Below are 18,621 nucleotides of genomic sequence, written 5' to 3' on the forward strand. Positions count from 1 at the left end.
CGCTGAGTCATGCAGTCGTGGCGGGCGTGGCGGCTGAAATTGGTGGTGGTGATGCGAAAGGTGCGGCGGCCGGGGCACTGGCCGCCGAGCTGGCCGGTGCGGTGATGGGCGAGAACTTTATCGGCTCACAAAACTGGCAGGAGAAATCTGAACGTCAGGCTCAGTTATCCCGATTCTTAGGGGGTGTGGCGGGCGCGGTGTTTACTGGCAAAGCCGAGGGGGCATACAGCGGCGCTAATGCTGCCGAAACCACTTTTCGTTATAACTATCTCAGCCATCATCAACAAAAGTTGATGGAAGCTGAAATGAACGCTGCGAGGACAGTGGCGGATAAAGGTAAAGTTTTTATTCGCTGGGGAATGACCAGCGGCAGTCAGGACGGTGCTTTTGCGGCGGGTATTGTGACTGGTGTGCCGGAAGGGCTGTATGACAGTAGCATTGAATTACTGGGGGTATTAAAAGAGCCAAAACAGGCATTTATGGCGCTCAGAGAGCTGGTTAACAGTGATGATGTGGCGGGCACTGTGGCGCAAAGTGTCAAGCGGGACTGGCTGGCACGGATTGACAGAATGGAGGCTCATTATCAGCGGGCGGGCGCAGGAGGAGCCTATGACTCAGGGCGAGAAGCGGGTAAACTGCTGGTTGAGTATGGCGGTTATGTTGCCGGCATTGGCGCGGTAGCAAAAAGCAGCGCACGGCTTGCCGCAGGGCAGGTGAGGAAGTTTGCGGTGCCAAGGATTGCGACGGTAAGCCAGTCGACAACCGGCATTAAATGGGGGCAAGGTATTAGCCAGCAAGGAATGCCGTGGGAGAATTATGTCGGGACACAATTGCCACAAAACTCACGGTTACCGGTAAACTTTAAAACCTTTGATTACTATAATCGCATCTCCCGCACGGCCATCAGTGTAAAAACTCTGGATACCACCACCGCCGCCAGAGTGGCGAATCCAAGGCAAATCTACAATTCGCTGAAAGGGAATATTGATACGGTTGCGAAGTTTAAGGAATATAGTCTTTCTGATATAGATCTGAATCCATCGCTGATTACTAATAGAGAAATACAATTGGCTATCCCTGCCAATACAACCAAAGCACAATGGGCAGAGATAAACCGAGCAATTGAATATGGTAAAAGCCAGAGTGTAAACATGATGGTAACGCAGGTGAAATGATGAAATTTAACCAAGAGCAATATTATTGTGCTAGTTGCTTTTACAACAATGAGTTCTTTAATATTAATACATATTCTGGACTTGGTTTGATGAGGAGGGATCCACTTTTCCCCCCTCATCTATTACCACCGGATGCAGATGATAAAAGTATTGGTGAAGCTGTGCTGATTGCGTTATCAAACAGCCGGACATTATCACTTGAAGAGTCCGCTGAGTTTTTTGATCTTGAAACAGGCAAAGAGCAATATGCTGCCTGGATAGCAATGCTGATGCAGAAATACGGTTATAAAACCAAGCGGGCATTATTTAAGGATATGAAAAAATGTTCTATTCATTGTCTTAATGATGTGATCACCATCTCCCCAAGCCGCCATGAAAAACTGGAGGCATGGGGGGGAACGGGGCGCGGCGGAAGCGATAAAGTTATTCTACCCGTTAATAGCCCTCCTGGTGAAATCGGTGCCGCATTGCGATTAGCCCTCAGTCGCTGCAAAGGTTGATATTGCCCCTTTGCTTGCCCAGCTCCCTTAATCAAAAATCCCGGTTAGACCGGGATTTTAAGACTGATATTCCCTCAATTACATCACACTTCCGGCACATTGCGGCCATAGTAGATTTCCTGCATTTCTTTGTATAGCAGGCGGGTAATTCGCTCTCTTTCTGCGGCGCTCAGCTCTTCTGGCTTGGCGTTAAACAGATAATGCTTCAAATCGAAATCTTTCAGCATCATCTTGGTATGGAAGATGTTTTCTTGATAAACATTCACATCCATCATGTGATACAGCGACTTCATATCGTCAGACATAAAGTTCTGAATCGAATTAATTTTATGATCGATAAAGTGCTTAACACCGTTGATATCACGGGTAAAACCGCGCACTCGGTAATCCATGGTAACGATATCGGATTCCAATTGGTGGATAAGGTAATTCAGCGCTTTCAGTGGTGAAATGACGCCACAGGTAGAGACTTCAATATCTGCACGGAAAGTGCATAACCCTGCTTCAGGGTGGCTTTCCGGATAGGTATGGACGCAAATATGGCTCTTATCCAGATGGGCGACCACTGCATTCGGTAGTGGGCCGGGGTGCTCGGAGGTATCAACATCGCGCGGATCAACTGGCTCTTCGCTGACCAAAATGGTGACACTCGCTCCCTGAGGATCGTAATCCTGACGGGCAATATTCAAAATATTCGCGCCAATAATCGAGCAAGTTTCAGTCAAGATCTCGGTCAGGCGGTTGGCATTATACTGTTCGTCAATGTAGGCGATATAGCCATCGCGGTCGTCTGCGGTTTCGGCATAACAAATATCGTAAATACAAAAACTCAGGCTTTTCGTCAGGTTGTTGAAGCCGTGTAGTTTAAGCTTGGACAATTTAGTTCACCTCCTTACGGATTATCAACATTTGGCGGTTAAGGCATCCAGCAAATACTGCGGCAAGGCAAAGCTGCCGACATGAATCGCGGGGTTATAGTAGCGGCAGGTCAGGCCCGCTTCGACAAAACGCTGTTGTAGCGTGGCTATATCTAATTGGCGCAACTGTGGGTTTTGTGTCGCCCAAGCGAAAGTCATGATACCGCCGTAATAGGTCGGAATGGCGGCCTGATAAAAACTGACATCTTTAAAATAGTGGCTAAGCTTGTTATGGCTGTCGACCGCTTCATCTTGTTGCAGGAAGCACACGCCGTTTTGCGCCACAAAAATGCCGCCCTCATTCAAACTAAGGGCGCATCCCTCATAGAAAGCAGAGGTAAACAGGCTTTCACCAGGCCCAATGGGGTCAGTGCAGTCAGAGATAATGACATCGAATTTTTCGTGCGTTTGATTAACGAAATTGACGCCATCATCAATCACTAATTTGAAACGAGGGTCATCATAAGCACCCGCATTATGATTCGGGAGATACTGGCGGCAGAACTCGACGACACCGGCGTCAATTTCCACCATGGTAATCTGCTCAATATCTTTGTGGCGGCTGACTTCACGTAGCATCGCGCCATCGCCGCCGCCAATGATCAGCACTTTCTTTACCTGACCGTGGGCCAACAAAGGGACGTGCGTCATCATTTCGTGATAGATAAATTCATCGCGCTCAGTGGTTTGCACCACGCCATCCAACGCCATTACCCGACCCAGCACCGGGTTCTCAAAAATCACCAAATCCTGATGCTCGGTTTTTTCGCGGTACAGTACATTTTCTACTGAAAAATACTGACCGAAGTTGGCATGTAATGTTTCATACCATAGTTCTTTCTGTGACATGTTCCGGGCTTCTCCTTCGCAGTAACAGCCATGAAAAATGGGGGCAACATCATAGCCAACTCTGGCTGAGGTTGCACGGTTGAATTTCAGACTGATAGGGTAAATGCGGGGTCGCTAGTTAGCGTAGGCCAATAAACTTAAAGAGTCACGAGCCAGAGATTTGCATTTGGTCGGAACGGGGAGCGCAATACCACGTAGGTCGCGATAGCTCTCTTCACCCAACGCATTCATATTGAAGCTACTGTAGTTACGCAGGTCCCAGCGATTTTGTTGAGCAAAATAGACAATTGCTCGTTTGATTTCATTATTAGGTAATTCCTTATAGCCGCAATCATTTTTCAGATAAACGAATACCGCAGTCAGATCGGCAAGATCTTCTGCTTCAGATTCACTTAATGCAGAACTGGCAGATGAGAATCCGCACAGGGCAAGCAGCAGCATAACTAACGTTGTTCTTTTCATCGCGGAAATAGGCTTATTCATTGTTAACAGACGTTATCACACTGTGATGGTTCAGAGTAAATTTTATTATGCCCTTAGTGTGGGTATATACGGCGGTTGATTCACAAAGTGATTGATTACAGCTTGACCTTCCCTTTAGGGGAAGGTTTATGCTGGCGGATAATGCTGTTCTTGTGCTAAGCGAGCACTTACTCACGATAAGTCTTATCATTATCGACAATTAGAATGGAGACGACCATGCATCGCCGTGATTTTATCAAGTTAACGGCAGCTCTTGGAGCCGCCACTTCACTGCCTTTATGGAGCCGCGCGGCTTTAGCCGCAGATTTTTCACCTTTACCTATCCCGCCACTACTGCTCCCAGATGCCAGTGGCAATATTAATTTGACTATCCAAACTGGCACAGTGGCCTGGTTGCCCTCCGCCGCTACGCAAACTTGGGGCTATAACGGCAACTTATTAGGGCCAGCTATTCGTTTACAGCGCGGCAAGCCGGTGACTATTCACATAACAAATTCCTTACCGGAAGCCACGACGGTGCACTGGCATGGCCTGGAAATCCCCGGTGATGTCGATGGGGGGCCGCAAGCACTGATTCAGCCGGGAGCAAAACGCCAGGTGGCATTGACGGCAGAACAGCCCGCTGCTACCTGTTGGTTCCATCCCCATACCCACGGTAAAACCGGCCGTCAGGTCGCGATGGGGCTGGGCGGATTGGTGCTAATAGATGATAGTGACAGTGAAAAACTGCCGCTGCCAAAACAGTGGGGCGTGGATGACATCCCGGTCATTTTGCAGGATAAATTGCTGGGTAAAGATGGCCAGATTGACTATCAACTGGATGTGATGACGGCGGCGGTGGGGTGGTTTGGCGACCGGATGCTCACTAATGGTGCTAGCTATCCACAGCAGATTACGCCGCGCGGTTGGGTGCGCTTGCGGTTATTGAATGGGTGCAATGCGCGTTCCCTGAATTTGGCCCTCAGCGATGGCCGCCCAATGTATGTGATTGGCAGTGACGGTGGGTTACTGGCAGAGCCGGTTGCAGTGCGCGAGTTGCCGATACTGATGGGCGAACGTTTTGAGGTGCTGGTGGATACTTCCGACGGCAAAGCACTTGATTTGGTCACTTTGCCGGTCAAACAAATGGGCATGACATTGGCTCCGTTTGATAAGCCCTTGCCGGTATTACGCATTCAACCCTCATTGGCAGCGGGCAGTAAAACATTGCCGGATTCTCTGGTGATAGTGCCGCCGCTGGTGGATGTCACCGGTTTGCCAGAGCGCTGGTTCCAACTGATGATGGACCCGAAATTGGATATGCTGGGCATGCAGGCGCTGATGAGCCGCTATGGTATGCAGGCCATGGCGGGCATGAGCATGGGTAGCGGCAATATGGGGGGGATGGATACTGGTGCCATGGGCGGTATGGATCACAGCAATATGAAAGGCATGAACCATGGCGCAATGAAAGCGGCTCCGGTTTTTGATTTCAGCCACGCCAATATGATTAATGGCAAAGCATTCTCAATGACCGACGCGGCGTTTGATGCCAAGCAGGGCAAATACGAAAAATGGACTATTTCCGGAGAGGGCGACATGATGCTCCATCCATTCCATGTCCACGGGACGCAGTTCCGTATTTTGAGTGAGAATGGCAAACCGCCAGCAGATCATCGCCGTGGTTGGAAAGATACGGTGCGAGTGGAGGGCGCGCGCAGTGAGATATTAGTGCGCTTTAATCATCTGGCCCCGGCCAGTACCCCTTATATGGCCCATTGCCACCTGCTGGAGCATGAAGATACTGGCATGATGCTGGGCTTTACTGTCAGTGCTTGAGTGACTCCCCAGCGAGTTGGCTGGGGATATTTTCTTTTTTTATACTTTTAGCAGTTCAGTCAAAGCGGGTTGGAGTATCTGATTACCGCTTTTATCTTTCTTAATGATATATCCCTGATAATAACTAAAGCCATCTCTCGGTATTTCTTCTATCAGCCATTCTGCACGTTGGAGTGCGAGTAATGTTTTGACTGTCAGCCACATTTTGCTGATAAGGAAGCAGATAATTGCTATCGCCAATCCCATTATCACCCATAGCATATACGGGGTATCGGAAGGGGGAAGTTCAACGGTTTGTTTTAGGGCTAAATACAAAGTCACAGCTTGCAGCAACAGTTTGATTATCAGAAAACGTCGAAAGAAAGATGCCAAACGTGCGCCACTGATAAAACAGGGGTTTTTTAAGGACGTACGCGTTTCTTGCACCGGGATCCCCCTGACATAAACCATCCATTGTGTTTTTTCAGTAATCAGATAAATAATCCCTTTCTCTGCCATACGGTGCAAATGTAATGAAACCCAGACACTGAAGACCAAACCGACAATAAGGTAGTAAAAGATCGGGGCACTCAAGCCAAAAAAGGCAACAAACAAGCTGATGGCGGTGATTACCGTAAAAGTTACGGAATAAAGCCAGATACTGGTTGACTGATAATTCATTAAAACATTCCTTGTCGAGGGGCTATCCAGAGGCAATATCGGAGTCAAATTTATGGCCCTAGTATATCTCTCAATACTCCCGCTGTTTATCTTTGTTATACTTTCGCCCCGCCACTAAGCGGGGAGAGTGGCAGGATGTCCTTTGAATTGTGTTAAACTAGGGGCATCAATCTGTATCATTGAGGCTATCTGCACCGGCTGCTCATTGATATAAAATCAATAAATTTAAATAGGTATGTTGGCTGTGAAGCACACTGTAGAAGTCATGATTTCCGAACAGGAAGTAAAAACCCGAATTGTCGAATTAGGCCGCCAAATCTCCGAACATTATCGCGACAGCGGCAGTGAAATGGTGTTGGTGGGGTTACTCCGTGGTTCATTTATGTTTATGGCTGATTTATGTCGCGCGATAGACGTTTCCCATGAAGTCGATTTTATGACCGCCTCGAGCTATGGCAACGGCATGAGCACCACCCGCGATGTGAAAATCCTGAAAGATTTGGATGAAGATATCCGTGGTAAAAACGTGCTGATTGTCGAAGATATTATCGACTCCGGTAACACGCTAAGTAAGGTTCGTGAAATTCTGCAACTGCGTGGGCCAAAATCATTGGCTATCTGTACGCTGCTGGATAAACCTGAGCGCCGTGAAGTACAAGTTCCCGTAGAGTGGGTCGGCTTTACCATTCCTGATGAATTCGTCGTGGGTTATGGTATCGATTATGCTCAGCGTTACCGGCACTTGCCGTATGTCGGCAAAGTTGTGATGCTTGACGAGTAATCGGCTACTGCGCGTTGGTATTTTAGGCTGATTGAGCGCGTGGTTGATGGGAGAGGGTGCGTTTTAACACCCTCCCATAGCACGGATTAGTTTTGTCTGTTTGGTTGCAGTATTTTAGCCATTGCTTCGCGGTATTTGATTTCCAGTTCGCTAAGGCTGGTGCTAGAAATATTTAAATCCGTCAGTTTACCGTCTTCAATACCATAGACCCAGCCGTGAATCATGGCTTTCTGCCCGCGCTTCCAGGCGGAGCGAACAATAGTCGAGTGACCCAAGTTATATACTTGCTCTACCACGTTGATTTTACATAACATATCGCTGCGTTCTTCGGCAGGCAGCTCACCCAATAACGAGCTGTGTTTAAACCAAAGATCCCGAATGTGCAGTAGCCAGTTGTCGATAAGCCCTAATTCAAGGTCTTTTTTCATTGCGGCTTCAACACCACCACAGCCAAGGTGACCGCAGATAATGATATGTTCGACCTGTAAAACGTCGATGGCATATTGCACCACGGACAAACAGTTCAGATCCGTATGGATAACCAGATTGGCAACATTGCGGTGAACAAACAATTCCCCAGCTTTCAGGCCGGTTAACTGTTCAGCGGGGACGCGGCTGTCCGAACAACCAATCCACAAAAACCGAGGTTTCTGGGCTTCCGCCAGGTGTTCAAAAAAACCAGGATCGTCTTTACTGATGGCTTTAGACCAGAGGTCATTGTTCGCGAGGAGCTTCTCTATTTCTTTCATTAATGTAAATAGCCTGTAATGAACGGATTGCGATAGGATAATATACGACAAGGATCACGATTTTAAAATCGGAACAGTGGCTTTGTTGATTGCACATTTTTTGTCCGCACAACATCTTCTCTGTATCTAACTGCTTCCCTTCGCCCCCGCAACTGACCCCGACAGTGGGGGGAAATAAGTCACGGGCATGCTGTGACCGCTGGGAACTCATAGAATAAGGTTCTTTTTTACTTATGACATATGCACTGGAAATAACGCAGCTGACCAAAACCTATGCAGGTGGCGTTCAGGCATTGCGTGGCATTGATCTGCACGTAGAGGCAGGCGATTTTTATGCACTACTTGGGCCTAATGGGGCGGGTAAATCCACCACCATTGGTATTATCAGCTCATTGGTGAATAAAACCTCTGGCAAGGTGAAAGTCTTTGGCTACGACATCGATCAAGATATCGTGAATGCCAAACGCCAGCTTGGGCTAGTACCGCAAGAATTCAACTTTAACCCGTTTGAGACGGTATTGCAGATTGTGGTTACCCAAGCGGGATATTACGGCGTCACACGGCGAGAGGCCCTGCAACGAGCAGAGAAATATCTCAGCCAGCTAGATTTATGGAGCAAACGTAATGAGCGCGCTATTCGCCTATCCGGTGGGATGAAGCGCCGTTTGATGATTGCCCGCGCTCTGATGCATGAACCTAAGCTACTGATTTTAGATGAGCCGACAGCAGGGGTGGACATCGAACTACGCCGCTCCATGTGGGGTTTCCTCAAGGAGCTGAATGCACAGGGAACGACCATCATTCTGACGACTCATTATCTGGAAGAGGCGGAAATGCTGTGCCGCAACATTGGCATTATCCAGAATGGTGAGTTAGTGGAAAATACCACTATGAAGCAGTTACTTGGCAAGCTTGAATCAGAAACATTTATTTTTGATTTGGGTATTAAAAGCCCATTGCCGAAGCTGGAAGGCTATAGCTATCGTCTGACGGACACCTCAACGTTGGAAGTTGATGTTAAACGTGAACAGGGCCTAAATGGTCTATTCAGTCAACTGAACGCACAGGGAATTCAGGTACAAAGTATGCGCAACAAGGCTAACCGTCTGGAAGAGCTATTTGTCACCTTGGTTAATGGCAACGGGGGAGAAAAAGTATGACCCGCCTGTATTGGGTAGCATTACAGAGTATCTGGATCAAAGAAATCACCCGTTTTGCTCGCATCTGGATTCAAACTCTGGTGCCGCCGGTGATTACTATGTCGCTCTATTTCGTTATTTTCGGCAATCTGATTGGCTCCCGAATTGGTGATATGGGTGGCTTTGATTATATGCAGTTTATTGTTCCCGGCCTGATAATGATGGCGGTGATAACAAACTCATATGCTAACGTCGCGGCCTCATTTTTTGGCGCTAAATTCCAGCGCAGTATCGAAGAGTTGTTGGTCGCCCCTGTACCCACTCATATCGTGATTGTTGGTTATGTGGGCGGTGGCGTGGCGCGCGGGATCTGTGTCGGTATTCTGGTGACGATTATTTCGCTGTTCTTTGTGCCGCTGCATGTCCACTCCTGGTCAATGATTGCACTGACATTAATGCTGACGGCAATCCTGTTTTCTCTCGGCGGATTGTTGAATGCTGTTTTTGCCAAGACCTTTGATGATATCAGCCTGGTGCCGACTTTTGTGCTGACACCACTAACCTATCTGGGTGGGGTATTTTACTCGTTAGCCTTGCTCCCCCCGTTCTGGCAAGCGGTGTCAAAACTTAACCCTATCGTGTATATGATCAGTGGATTCCGTTACGGATTCCTCGGGATTACTGATGTGCCGTTGGTCTTTACCATTGGTGTGTTAGTGGTGTTTATCGCGGTATTTTATGCTTGGGCTTGGTATTTGATTGAGCGTGGGCGCGGCCTGCGCACCTAATACCCTTCGGCCTTGAGGTTGCAGCGGTGTTGGCTACGTTCACTTACCCGAATCACTTACTTATGTAAGCTCATCGGGATTCGTTTACTTGCCGCCTGGCTGCAACGCCAATGACTTTGGGTAGCTCCTTCGGCCTTGAGGTTGCAGCGGTGTTGGCTGTATTCATCTCTGCAACGTCAGTAACTTTGGATCGGTTTTTAAGTGCTACTCGTAAATTATTAGTAAGTTAATTGTTGTTAATACTAGAATTTAATCGTAATAAATAATGTCCCCGTCTAATATCATCTTTCTCAACCTTGGGTGTCTCGTGCTATGCTGGCGCACCAGATTTTTCCCTTTTCAATTCAGCGCCGAATGCGCATAAGTAGAACGATAATGTGGCATAAAAACAGAATAGCTATTGGGATGCTACTCGGTATTGTCATGTCGGTAATGATGCCGGCAACCCATGCAGACCTTCTACCAGACGAAGCGGTTCTTACCCCTAAATATATGGTTACCGACCGCGATAGCGAAATGTATTCATTGGTTGGCGATCAAGTCATTCCTGTCGGTGAGATTAAAGAAGATCAACTTATCCAAGTTTTGCCCGCGGCGGCAGAATATTATGAATTCAAATTTGGTAACGGTATCGGCTTTATTGATAAAGACGATTTACGCGATATCAATAAAGCGCGAAAAAACAATGATATATTGGGGGATTTGAATAAGCCTCTGCCAAATCAAAACATTATCATTAAACGCGAGACCCCGGTTTATTTGGTCGCAGATGTCGACGGCGAACAATTTGCTACCTTAGCAGAAAACTTACGCTACCCGATTGTCGGTAAGTTGAAAGACCGGCTAGGTAACACGTGGTATCAGGTCAATATTGGCGATCGTCTGGGGTATGTCAGCAGCACTGATGCTGAAATAGATAACGGCATTCCTATTCTGACTTATCACCATATGTTGAAAAATGAGGAAAATAAACGTTTCCTCAATACCTCAACAACGACCTCTGATGCCGCGTTTAGCAACCAGATGACTTATCTCAAGCAAACGGGTTACGACACCATTTCTCTTTATCAGCTTGAAGGTTATCTCAATAACAAAATTAACTTGCCCGCGAAAGTTGTGGTGCTGACATTCGATGACGGTCTTAAATCAGTCTATCGCTATGCTTATCCGATTCTGAAAGAAAATGGCTTCCGGGCAACAGCATTTATTATTTCATCGCGCATTAAACGTCACCCTCAGAAATGGAATCCTGACACATTACAGTTTATGAGTATTTCCGAATTGAGATCAATTCAGGATGTATTTGATATTCAGTCTCATACGCACTTTTTACACCGGACTGACAATAAACGTAATCCAATCTTATTAAGTCGTTCTTATCATAATATTGTTTTTGATTTTGAACATTCTCGCCGGGCTTTGTCGCAGTTTAATCCACACGTGATTTTTCTGTCATATCCGTTCGGTGGCTTTAACCAAACCGCTATTGATGCGGCGAAAAATGCGGGTTTCCATTTGGCGGTGACGACTATGCAGGGCAAGGTTAAACCCGGCGATAATCCGTACACCCTCAAGCGGCTTTATATTCTGCGAACCGATTCAATCCCTACTATGGCTGAGCGTATCGCCAATGAACCTGGTCAGCCGGTTGCCGCTGCACCTGCGGTGATGGAGTCGGATTAGTTATTTTATAGTGTGACGTTAAGATATAAAAAAGGTGGGCTTAATGACAAAGTGCTCGCAGCGGTGAAAACAGGTAGATCGTAAAGACGCCGTAAACCCTTCCCTGGGGGCTCGAGCCGCGCCATCCCTGGCGCGGACGCTTTACTCTTCTACCTGTCCTCACCTTACAAGATCGAGATATCAAGGTTTGCCAGCAGTTTTAGGCGCAGTGGTTAAGCTAAGCGCCTTTTCTATATGTGTAACTTCGCGTCAGACGGTTATTAAGCGACCTGAACGGGGACGGCTTTAGCCTTGCGTTGCAGCTGATTTTCACCCTCAAAATACGCCACTTTTGGGTGGTGCAGGCGGGCATCAGCATCTGACATCTGGACATAAGAACAGATGATCAATTTGTCACCAACACAAGCACAACGTGCTGCTGCGCCATTCACTGAGATAATTCGTGAACCTCGTTCGGCGGCGATAGCATAAGTCGAAAAACGCTGACCATTATCAACGTTATAAATATCAATGGCTTCATATTCCAGAATACCTGCGGCTTCCAGAAAATCCTGATCAATAGCGCAGGAACCTTCATAGTGCAAATCAGCTTGAGTGACTTTCACCCGGTGCAGTTTGCCTTGCAACATAGTGCGTATCATAACTCTTACCTTTGACCCCGGTTATTGCCCAGAATAAGTCTGGCACCCGTCCCATCATCGACCGATTTAGGGAGAAGCGCTCAGTTTTGCTGATTTTATATCAGTTGTCTATGATTGCGCTATTCAGTAATAAAATTAGGGGGGGTCAAAGGGCCTATACGACCAGTTTAGCAAGGTGATGCGATCAAACCCTCGATCCCATGCTCTCTCGGTTGCTGGCTGTAAACGTATGGTTTTTTGGGGGCTACCAAGGATGTCGATTAAGTATTGGTTGGTGAGGCGGATGATATGTAATATAAATTCGCCATTTTCATCCTTAATAATGAATTGTTGTTGTGTGTTGTCCGAGCTTTCAGACTGAGAAAATCTATCTTGATATCCTGGTGCAGCAAGCTCTTTTAATTGATTAAAAATTTTGTCTGTATTGTTGTGAGTTCCTGTCGAGACCATTCCATCGCGGTTATACCCTGGATGGCATAGTTGATAGAGGCATTCCAATGCTTCAGCCCGACGAGTGAAACAGAAAAAGTCCTTTATTATTTCCCATAGACTCATAGATGGCGGTGTTGTATTTCTCGCAATATCAGCGATAACTGAGAGACTAATCTCAGTGGAAAACACGTGATTCCCAACCATAATTCCCATCGTCAGTCCCCTGTTATTTATGCAATGTATTTACATACAAAAGCAGGAATAATGCTTTAGGGTTAACACCTTGTTTTTGTGGCGAAGGAAAGGGGCGAGGAAGAGGAATATGTGGTGAAAACCGGGCTATACCGGCATTCACCATAGTCAAGGGCTAACTACGTAAATCAACTTGTTGATTATCAATCAGGCGAGCTTTACCCAACCAGACGGCCAGCAGTATCACGGCTTGTTTGCTGTCAACCGTCAACGGCTGTAAAGTTTGGGCATCACGAATAAACAGCTCATCCGGTGTGAAACCGGCACTGCGTAATTGTTCTGCAGTGTCAGCCAGTAAATCATCAATTTGCCGCTCACCCATGGCCAGTTTCTCGGCCAACGCCTGCATTATCTTATACAGTTGTGGCGCAATTTTGCGCTCTTCAGCGGTCAAATAACCGTTACGAGAACTGAGTGCCAGGCCATCTTTGGCGCGTACAATGGGCACGCCGACAATATTGATGTCATAGCCCATATCCGCCACCATTTTGCGGATCAGCGCCAGTTGTTGATAATCTTTTTCGCCAAAACAGGCCACATCCGGCTGAACCAGATTGAACAGTTTGCTGACAATAGTGGATACGCCACGGAAATGTCCGGGGCGGCTAGCGCCCTCCAAAATGGTCGACAGGGCAGGGACGTCAACATAGGTCTGGCTGTCCAAACCTGCGGGGTAAACATCCGCCGCCGCAGGGGCGAACACTAAATCCACACCGTGGCGGGTCAGCTTCTCGCAATCTTCCTGCAAGGTGCGCGGGTAGCGGGCTAAATCATCCGGGCGCTCGAATTGCAGTGGATTGACAAAAATACTGACGACCACAATATCGGCACGAGTTTTGGCATCTTCCACCAAAGTCATATGCCCTTGGTGTAGGTTACCCATGGTGGGAACCAAAGCAACTCGTTTGCCTTCCTGTCGCCAGCGGCGAATTTGCTGGCGTAATAGTGGTAAGGTTTCAATAATCAGCATTCTTTTCTCCGTATACCCGTCATCTTTCAAACCGCAGGTGTGTTGGCCGCCCTCATCACCCGAATCACTGACTTGTGTCAGCTCATCGGGATGCTCTCGCTTGCCGCCTTCCTGCACCTTGAAATCTATTGGGTATAAATAGGATATAATAGCAGTGTATTATCAACAAAAACTTACTGGAAAGTATGTTCTTCAGCGGGATAATCACCGCTCTCAACTTCTTGAATATACAGCTTAATGGCGGCACGAATATCCCCCCCACTTTGCGGCAGGAAATTTTTGCTGAATTTCGGCGTATGTCCACCCGTAATGCCCAAGGCATCATGCATGACCAGAATTTGCCCGTCGGTAACATTCCCCGCGCCAATACCAATCACCGGGATTGCCAGTGCTTCAGTCACGCGCTGTGCCAGTTCCACCGGAACGCATTCCAGTACCAGCAATTGTGCACCGGCATTTTCAAGCGCCAGAGCATCTTTCAACAGTTGGTTCGCCGCGACTTCTTCACGGCCTTGAACTTTGTAACCGCCGAAAATATTGACTGATTGTGGGGTTAACCCCAAGTGCCCACACACTGGAACAGCCCGTTCTGCCAGCATGCGAACGGTATCGCACAACCAGCTACCGCCCTCCAGTTTGACCATGTTGGCCCCAGCCCGCATCAGTTCGGCGGCATTGGCAAATGTTTGCTCTGGTGTGGCGTAACTCATAAATGGCATGTCTGCTAATAATAGGCAATGAGGTGCACCACGGCGCACTGCACGGGTGTGATAAGCCACATCCGCAGTTGTGACCGGCAATGTCGAGTCGAAGCCCTGTAACGTCATACCGAGCGAATCACCCACCAGAAGAACCTCAATTCCCTGTTCGGCGAATAATTGCGCAAAGCTAGCATCATAGGCAGTCAGTGTGGCGAACTTACGCTTCTCGAGTTTCCATTGGCGCAAGTGGCTCATGGTGGTGGCTTTCATCACTCTTTCTCCTGAGACGGTAGGTTAAAATGGCGGGATATCAGATAGGTATACCCGTCATACTTCAAGCTGCATGTGTGTTGGCTGCCTTCGTTCACCCCAGTCACTGACTTGTGTAAGATCTTGGGGACTCGCTCAGTTGCCGCCTTCATGCAACTCGAATTATTTAGTGTATATATAGTGTGTTGGATTGGATCGGTGCAGTTACCAAGGTACCAGGCCATTTTTATCGACGAGTTTAAGGCGGTCTGACAGCGATTCGCCATCGGGAAAAATAAGATCAGGGGCAATATCGGCCAACGGGTAGAGCATGAACTCTCGTTCTTTCAAACCATAATGCGGCACAATGAGGCGGTCGGTTTTTATCACTTGATCGCCATACAACATAATATCGAGATCCAGTGTCCGTGGCCCCCAGCGCTGTTCTTTCCTTACCCGCCCCTGATTGCGTTCGATGGCTTGGGTGCTGTCTAACAGTTGTTCCGGGGGCAGGGAGGTATCTAACGCCACGACCGCATTAAGAAAATCCGGCTGATCCTGAGGGCCTAACGGTTTAGTGCGATAAAAAGGTGAGCATGCCACCAACCGGGTGCGCGGCAGATGCTCCAGCGCTTCCAGTGCGGTTTTAACCTGTTGCAGTGGCATGGACTGATTACTGCCTAACGCGATATAGACCCGGATCATAGTGCGTATTATGCCCCTTCGTTACGTGGTGCTGGCTTACGCGGGCGGCGAGGACGAGAGCGACGCGGCGCCGGATCGGCCCCTAGAGTATTCAGCATATTTTTTTGTTGTAGTGGGGGGGCTTCCTGGAATTCGCTCCACCACTGTGTAAGGCGCTGTAATTCATGGTTATTTTCTACTTCAGCGCGCAGTGCCAGCAAGTCGTAAGCTGCACGGAACTTTGGATGTTCCATCAGCTTATGTGCACGTTTACCCTGACGGCGTGACAGCCGCAGTTGCAGCAGCCAGATATCTCGCACCAATGAGGTTATACGTTTTGGAATCGCCAGTGAGCGGCACTCTTCATCCAACACATCATTCATTGCCAGTGCGAAAGCATCGTAATAGGCCAAACCACTTTCTTGCGTCAGCTTCTGCGCATGTTCAATCAGCGGATACCAAAGCATAGCGGCAAATAAGAATGCTGGATTGACGCGCTTATCATTATGCAAACGATAGTCAGTATTTTTCAGAACCTGAACCAAAATACGTTCCATCGGCGAGTCATGATGCTCGGTAAAATGGCGGGCAATCAGTGGGAATAACGGCTGGAAAAGCTGATATTCACACAGTTTTAAATAAGTTTTATAGCCGTAGCCTGATTGCAGTAGTTTGAGTGACTCTTCAAACAGACGTGCGGGTGGGATCTCGCGCAGCAGCGAGGCCAGACGCGGGATCGGCTCCGCAGTTTCCGAGCTGATCGTCATATCCAGTTTAGCGGCAAAACGAACAGCCCGCAGCATCCGCACCGGATCTTCACGATAGCGAGTTTCAGGATCGCCAATCAGGCGGATAATACCTTCTTTCAGATCACGCAAACCGCCGGTGTAGTCGCGCAGCGCAAAATCAGAAATGCCGTAATAGAGGCTATTAATCGTGAAGTCTCGGCGCTGGGCGTCATCTTCAATGGTGCCGAAAATGTTGTCACGCAACAGCATGCCATTTTGTGCTTGCTGAGAAGAGTTTTTGTCGCTGTCTTCCGCTTGCTGTTGTTCGTGGTGACCACGGAAAGTGGCGACTTCAATAATTTCCGGGCCAAACATGACATGGGCCAGACGGAAACGGCGACCGACCAGGCGGCAGTTGCGGAATAATTTTCGCACTTGTTCTGGCGTGGCGCTGGTGGTGATATCAAAATCTTTTGGTTTTTTGCCCAATAACAGATCACGGACACCGCCGCCAACCAGATAGGCTTCGTAACCTGATTTATTCAGGCGATAGAGAACCTTCAGCGCATTATCGCTGATATCTCTGCGGGAAATATTGTGCTGATCTCGTGGAATAATCGTCATCGCACTTTGCTGTGAAGAAAGCTGTTGTGAAGCCGGCACCGCATGATTCTTGCGGCCAGTATTCATTCTGGCAGGCCTTTTCTCTTTGCGGGCCACGTTATCTTCACCGGGCACTTTATCTTTACGGGCACTGCTATCACGAGCCGTGTCATCACGGACAGCTTTGCTATCGTCAGCTGATTTATTATCTCGAATCAGTACCTTACGGCAGAAATTGGCTACTCGGGTAAAAATGGTACACCTCGATAGTGGCTAATAAATTACAGAACAACAGAAAAACAGCGTCTAATCATAGCTCACCGTGCTGTCTTTGAGAATGCCGTTGTGTTCTCACTGGTTATCTCCGCCCCGTGATGCGGAATGGTTGCCAATGTCCAATTTTCGACGGCAAAGCGTAATAATAACGGCAAATCAAGATCTTGCCAGCATTCTGGTAGCGGTTGACGCAAAAATTTTAGTGCTTCGACTAGAATCGGACGCGGGCAGCCATTGGGCAGCGGCGGCGCATGATTTTGTTTAGAGAGCTTATTACCATTATGATTCAGCGCCAGCGGTAAGTGCAAATAGCGGGGCACCGGTTGCTGTAGCTGCTGGTAGAGCGCTATCTGACGTACTGTGGGTTCGATTAAATCAGCTCCGCGTACAATCTCGGTCACCCCTTGAAAAGCATCATCGACCACCACCGCCAGATTATAGGCAAATAAGCCATCTCGACGACGAATAATAAAATCTTCTTCAGCCAGTGCGGGTACGGCGTGCAACTCACCGAGTAATTTATCACAAAAGGTATAAACCGGATGAGTTTGGCGTAAGCGAATGGCTGCGTTTTGGGCTGGCAAATGGCGGTCACGGCAATAGCCGTCATATAGACCACCGATTTGCTGAATGCGGCTGCGGGTGCAGGTGCAGTAATAGCTCAGCCCTTGTTGCTCCAGCCAGTCTAAGGCGGCGCGATAGGCTTCGTGGCGCTGAGATTGATAAATAACCGGGCCATCCCAATGGAGGCCATAGTGGTCCAGAGTCGCTAAAATACGGTCTGCAGCGCCAGGGATCTCACGGGGGGGATCAATATCTTCGATGCGAACTAGCCAGCTCCCACCTTCAGCGCGGGCTTGCAAGTAACTTCCCAATGCAGCAATCAGCGAACCGAAATGCAAATCACCAGACGGAGAAGGCGCAAAACGCCCAACATACGGGGTTTGCATAAGCGCAGCTTGCTCGGTATTGATCTCTTCGGGCATAAAAGGAAAGGGAAATCCAGTGTAGTAAATGCGGTGCCGGAGATGACTCTGGCACCGTGTCTATAGCTCCAACTTCTTTGGATATACAGGTTATTACTGTGTTAGCCTGCCATCTGCTTTTCGCGGATTTCGGCTAGGGTTTTACAGTCAATGCACAAATCTGCAGTGGGTCGTGCTTCCAGACGGCGAATACCAATTTCTACGCCACAAGACTCGCAGAAACCGAAATCCTCATCCTCGACTTTCTTCAGCGTTTTCTCGATCTTTTTAATCAGTTTACGCTCGCGGTCGCGGTTACGAAGTTCAAGACTAAACTCTTCTTCCTGCGCAGCACGGTCTACCGGATCGGGGAAATTAGCAGCTTCGTCTTGCATGTGCGATACAGTACGGTCTACTTCGTCCCTGAGCTGGTTGCGCCATGCTTCAAGAATCCGCTTGAAATGCAACAGCTGGGCGGCATTCATATACTCTTCGCCAGGCTTCTCTTGGTATGGCTCTACCCCAGCTATGGCGAGAATGCTCAAGGACGAGGTTTTACGTTTTTGCCCTTCTTGCAT

General features: G+C 48.2%; 20 protein-coding genes. 7 read left to right on the forward strand and 13 right to left on the reverse strand.

Annotated elements, in window-relative coordinates; translation table 11 throughout:
• Together FTA91_RS11100 and FTA91_RS11105 are read left to right on the forward strand one after the other, a co-directional pair.
• The coding region (locus FTA91_RS11100) for an endonuclease toxin domain-containing protein (RefSeq protein ID WP_186377361.1) at positions 1–1,175 on the forward strand (1,175 nt) is incomplete at its 5' end.
• Entirely contained in the window at positions 1,175–1,675 is a 501-nt protein-coding gene (locus tag FTA91_RS11105; protein ID WP_145583362.1) for a contact-dependent growth inhibition system immunity protein, read from the forward strand. The genes FTA91_RS11100 and FTA91_RS11105, both read left to right, overlap by 1 nt.
• 83 nt (positions 1,676–1,758) lie before the next feature.
• On the opposite strand, the gene speD is transcribed toward FTA91_RS11105, so the two are convergent.
• The 3 genes from speD to FTA91_RS11120 form a co-directional block, all read right to left on the reverse strand.
• Positions 1,759–2,553, reverse strand: a complete 795-nt coding sequence (gene speD, locus FTA91_RS11110; protein WP_145540195.1) for an adenosylmethionine decarboxylase — start codon at positions 2,551–2,553, stop codon at positions 1,759–1,761.
• A gap of 24 nt (positions 2,554–2,577) precedes the next feature.
• Complete coding sequence (speE, locus tag FTA91_RS11115) at positions 2,578–3,441, reverse strand: polyamine aminopropyltransferase (protein ID WP_145540197.1); 864 nt, start codon at positions 3,439–3,441, stop codon at positions 2,578–2,580.
• A gap of 114 nt (positions 3,442–3,555) precedes the next feature.
• Positions 3,556–3,903, reverse strand: coding sequence for a YacC family pilotin-like protein (locus tag FTA91_RS11120; protein WP_038636226.1), 348 nt, complete (start codon positions 3,901–3,903; stop codon positions 3,556–3,558).
• A gap of 237 nt (positions 3,904–4,140) precedes the next feature.
• On the opposite strand from FTA91_RS11120, the gene cueO reads away from it, so the two are divergent.
• Entirely contained in the window at positions 4,141–5,742 is a 1,602-nt protein-coding gene (gene cueO, locus FTA91_RS11125; protein WP_050113991.1) for a multicopper oxidase CueO, read from the forward strand.
• Between the two features lie 39 nt (positions 5,743–5,781).
• Here cueO and FTA91_RS11130 read toward each other — a convergent pair whose 3' ends face one another.
• Positions 5,782–6,402, reverse strand: coding sequence for a hypothetical protein (locus tag FTA91_RS11130; RefSeq protein WP_050113993.1), 621 nt, complete (start codon positions 6,400–6,402; stop codon positions 5,782–5,784).
• A 235-nt stretch (positions 6,403–6,637) separates the two neighbouring features.
• Here FTA91_RS11130 and hpt point away from each other — a divergent pair, with 235 nt between their 5' ends.
• A complete protein-coding gene (hpt, locus tag FTA91_RS11135) occupies positions 6,638–7,183 on the forward strand; it encodes a hypoxanthine phosphoribosyltransferase (RefSeq protein WP_186366594.1) in 546 nt (181 codons plus the stop codon).
• An 86-nt stretch (positions 7,184–7,269) separates the two neighbouring features.
• Here the strand turns inward: hpt and can are convergent, their stop codons facing one another.
• The gene (gene can, locus FTA91_RS11140) at positions 7,270–7,932 is read right to left on the reverse strand and encodes a carbonate dehydratase (protein ID WP_050113995.1); all 663 of its coding nucleotides are present in this window, start codon (positions 7,930–7,932) and stop codon (positions 7,270–7,272) included.
• A 233-nt stretch (positions 7,933–8,165) separates the two neighbouring features.
• On the opposite strand from can, the gene FTA91_RS11145 reads away from it, so the two are divergent.
• From FTA91_RS11145 to FTA91_RS11155, 3 genes are all read left to right on the forward strand, one after another.
• The gene (locus FTA91_RS11145) at positions 8,166–9,092 is read left to right on the forward strand and encodes an ABC transporter ATP-binding protein (RefSeq protein WP_050113996.1); all 927 of its coding nucleotides are present in this window, start codon (positions 8,166–8,168) and stop codon (positions 9,090–9,092) included.
• Positions 9,089–9,859: an ABC transporter permease gene (locus tag FTA91_RS11150; RefSeq protein ID WP_023160237.1), complete on the forward strand. Its 771-nt coding sequence runs from the start codon at positions 9,089–9,091 to the stop codon at positions 9,857–9,859. Before FTA91_RS11145 ends, FTA91_RS11150 begins: the two co-directional genes overlap by 4 nt.
• 375 nt (positions 9,860–10,234) lie before the next feature.
• Positions 10,235–11,542, forward strand: coding sequence for a polysaccharide deacetylase family protein (locus FTA91_RS11155; RefSeq protein WP_050113999.1), 1,308 nt, complete (start codon positions 10,235–10,237; stop codon positions 11,540–11,542).
• 260 nt (positions 11,543–11,802) lie between these two features.
• Here FTA91_RS11155 and panD read toward each other — a convergent pair whose 3' ends face one another.
• The 8 genes from panD to dksA all read right to left on the reverse strand — a co-directional run bounded on the left by panD (position 11,803) and on the right by dksA (position 18,621).
• On the reverse strand, positions 11,803–12,183 hold the full coding sequence (panD, locus tag FTA91_RS11160; protein WP_005156780.1) for an aspartate 1-decarboxylase: 381 nt from the start codon (positions 12,181–12,183) through the stop codon (positions 11,803–11,805).
• 135 nt (positions 12,184–12,318) lie between these two features.
• Entirely contained in the window at positions 12,319–12,828 is a 510-nt protein-coding gene (locus FTA91_RS11165) for a hypothetical protein (protein WP_050114001.1), read from the reverse strand.
• A 154-nt stretch (positions 12,829–12,982) separates the two neighbouring features.
• Positions 12,983–13,837 (reverse strand): pantoate--beta-alanine ligase, encoded by an 855-nt coding sequence (gene panC, locus FTA91_RS11170; protein WP_145535116.1) that lies wholly within the window; start codon positions 13,835–13,837, stop codon positions 12,983–12,985.
• A 173-nt stretch (positions 13,838–14,010) separates the two neighbouring features.
• Positions 14,011–14,808 (reverse strand): 3-methyl-2-oxobutanoate hydroxymethyltransferase, encoded by a 798-nt coding sequence (gene panB / locus FTA91_RS11175; protein ID WP_186377362.1) that lies wholly within the window; start codon positions 14,806–14,808, stop codon positions 14,011–14,013.
• A gap of 204 nt (positions 14,809–15,012) precedes the next feature.
• Positions 15,013–15,492 carry a 2-amino-4-hydroxy-6-hydroxymethyldihydropteridine diphosphokinase gene (gene folK / locus FTA91_RS11180; protein WP_050114006.1) on the reverse strand — a complete coding sequence of 160 codons (480 nt, stop codon included), beginning with the start codon at positions 15,490–15,492 and terminating at the stop codon, positions 15,013–15,015.
• Positions 15,493–15,500: 8 nt separating this feature from the next.
• Positions 15,501–17,057 (reverse strand): polynucleotide adenylyltransferase PcnB, encoded by a 1,557-nt coding sequence (gene pcnB / locus FTA91_RS11185; RefSeq protein WP_072082566.1) that lies wholly within the window; start codon positions 17,055–17,057, stop codon positions 15,501–15,503.
• Between the two features lie 62 nt (positions 17,058–17,119).
• Positions 17,120–18,064, reverse strand: a complete 945-nt coding sequence (gluQRS, locus tag FTA91_RS11190; RefSeq protein ID WP_050114010.1) for a tRNA glutamyl-Q(34) synthetase GluQRS — start codon at positions 18,062–18,064, stop codon at positions 17,120–17,122.
• Between the two features lie 101 nt (positions 18,065–18,165).
• Complete coding sequence (gene dksA, locus FTA91_RS11195) at positions 18,166–18,621, reverse strand: RNA polymerase-binding protein DksA (protein WP_004389064.1); 456 nt, start codon at positions 18,619–18,621, stop codon at positions 18,166–18,168.

The organism is Yersinia thracica, from assembly GCF_902170565.1.
In the GTDB taxonomy this organism is placed as follows: Bacteria; Pseudomonadota; Gammaproteobacteria; order Enterobacterales; family Enterobacteriaceae; genus Yersinia; species Yersinia thracica.

What these genes read in the sequence shown, in the direction of transcription:
- FTA91_RS11105 (WP_145583362.1), top strand. Translation starts at nt 1,175, where the DNA reads ATGAAATTTAACCAAGAGCAATATTATTGTGCTAGTTGCTTTTACAAC.
- speE (WP_145540197.1), bottom strand. Translation starts at nt 3,441, where the DNA reads ATGTCACAGAAAGAACTATGGTATGAAACATTACATGCCAACTTCGGT.
- FTA91_RS11120 (WP_038636226.1), bottom strand. Translation starts at nt 3,903, where the DNA reads ATGAAAAGAACAACGTTAGTTATGCTGCTGCTTGCCCTGTGCGGATTC.
- cueO (WP_050113991.1), top strand. Translation starts at nt 4,141, where the DNA reads ATGCATCGCCGTGATTTTATCAAGTTAACGGCAGCTCTTGGAGCCGCC.
- FTA91_RS11130 (WP_050113993.1), bottom strand. Translation starts at nt 6,402, where the DNA reads ATGAATTATCAGTCAACCAGTATCTGGCTTTATTCCGTAACTTTTACG.
- hpt (WP_186366594.1), top strand. Translation starts at nt 6,638, where the DNA reads ATGTTGGCTGTGAAGCACACTGTAGAAGTCATGATTTCCGAACAGGAA.
- can (WP_050113995.1), bottom strand. Translation starts at nt 7,932, where the DNA reads ATGAAAGAAATAGAGAAGCTCCTCGCGAACAATGACCTCTGGTCTAAA.
- FTA91_RS11145 (WP_050113996.1), top strand. Translation starts at nt 8,166, where the DNA reads ATGACATATGCACTGGAAATAACGCAGCTGACCAAAACCTATGCAGGT.
- FTA91_RS11150 (WP_023160237.1), top strand. Translation starts at nt 9,089, where the DNA reads ATGACCCGCCTGTATTGGGTAGCATTACAGAGTATCTGGATCAAAGAA.
- FTA91_RS11155 (WP_050113999.1), top strand. Translation starts at nt 10,235, where the DNA reads ATGTGGCATAAAAACAGAATAGCTATTGGGATGCTACTCGGTATTGTC.
- panD (WP_005156780.1), bottom strand. Translation starts at nt 12,183, where the DNA reads ATGATACGCACTATGTTGCAAGGCAAACTGCACCGGGTGAAAGTCACT.
- FTA91_RS11165 (WP_050114001.1), bottom strand. Translation starts at nt 12,828, where the DNA reads ATGGGAATTATGGTTGGGAATCACGTGTTTTCCACTGAGATTAGTCTC.
- panC (WP_145535116.1), bottom strand. Translation starts at nt 13,837, where the DNA reads ATGCTGATTATTGAAACCTTACCACTATTACGCCAGCAAATTCGCCGC.
- panB (WP_186377362.1), bottom strand. Translation starts at nt 14,808, where the DNA reads ATGAAAGCCACCACCATGAGCCACTTGCGCCAATGGAAACTCGAGAAG.
- folK (WP_050114006.1), bottom strand. Translation starts at nt 15,492, where the DNA reads ATGATCCGGGTCTATATCGCGTTAGGCAGTAATCAGTCCATGCCACTG.
- gluQRS (WP_050114010.1), bottom strand. Translation starts at nt 18,064, where the DNA reads ATGCCCGAAGAGATCAATACCGAGCAAGCTGCGCTTATGCAAACCCCG.
- dksA (WP_004389064.1), bottom strand. Translation starts at nt 18,621, where the DNA reads ATGCAAGAAGGGCAAAAACGTAAAACCTCGTCCTTGAGCATTCTCGCC.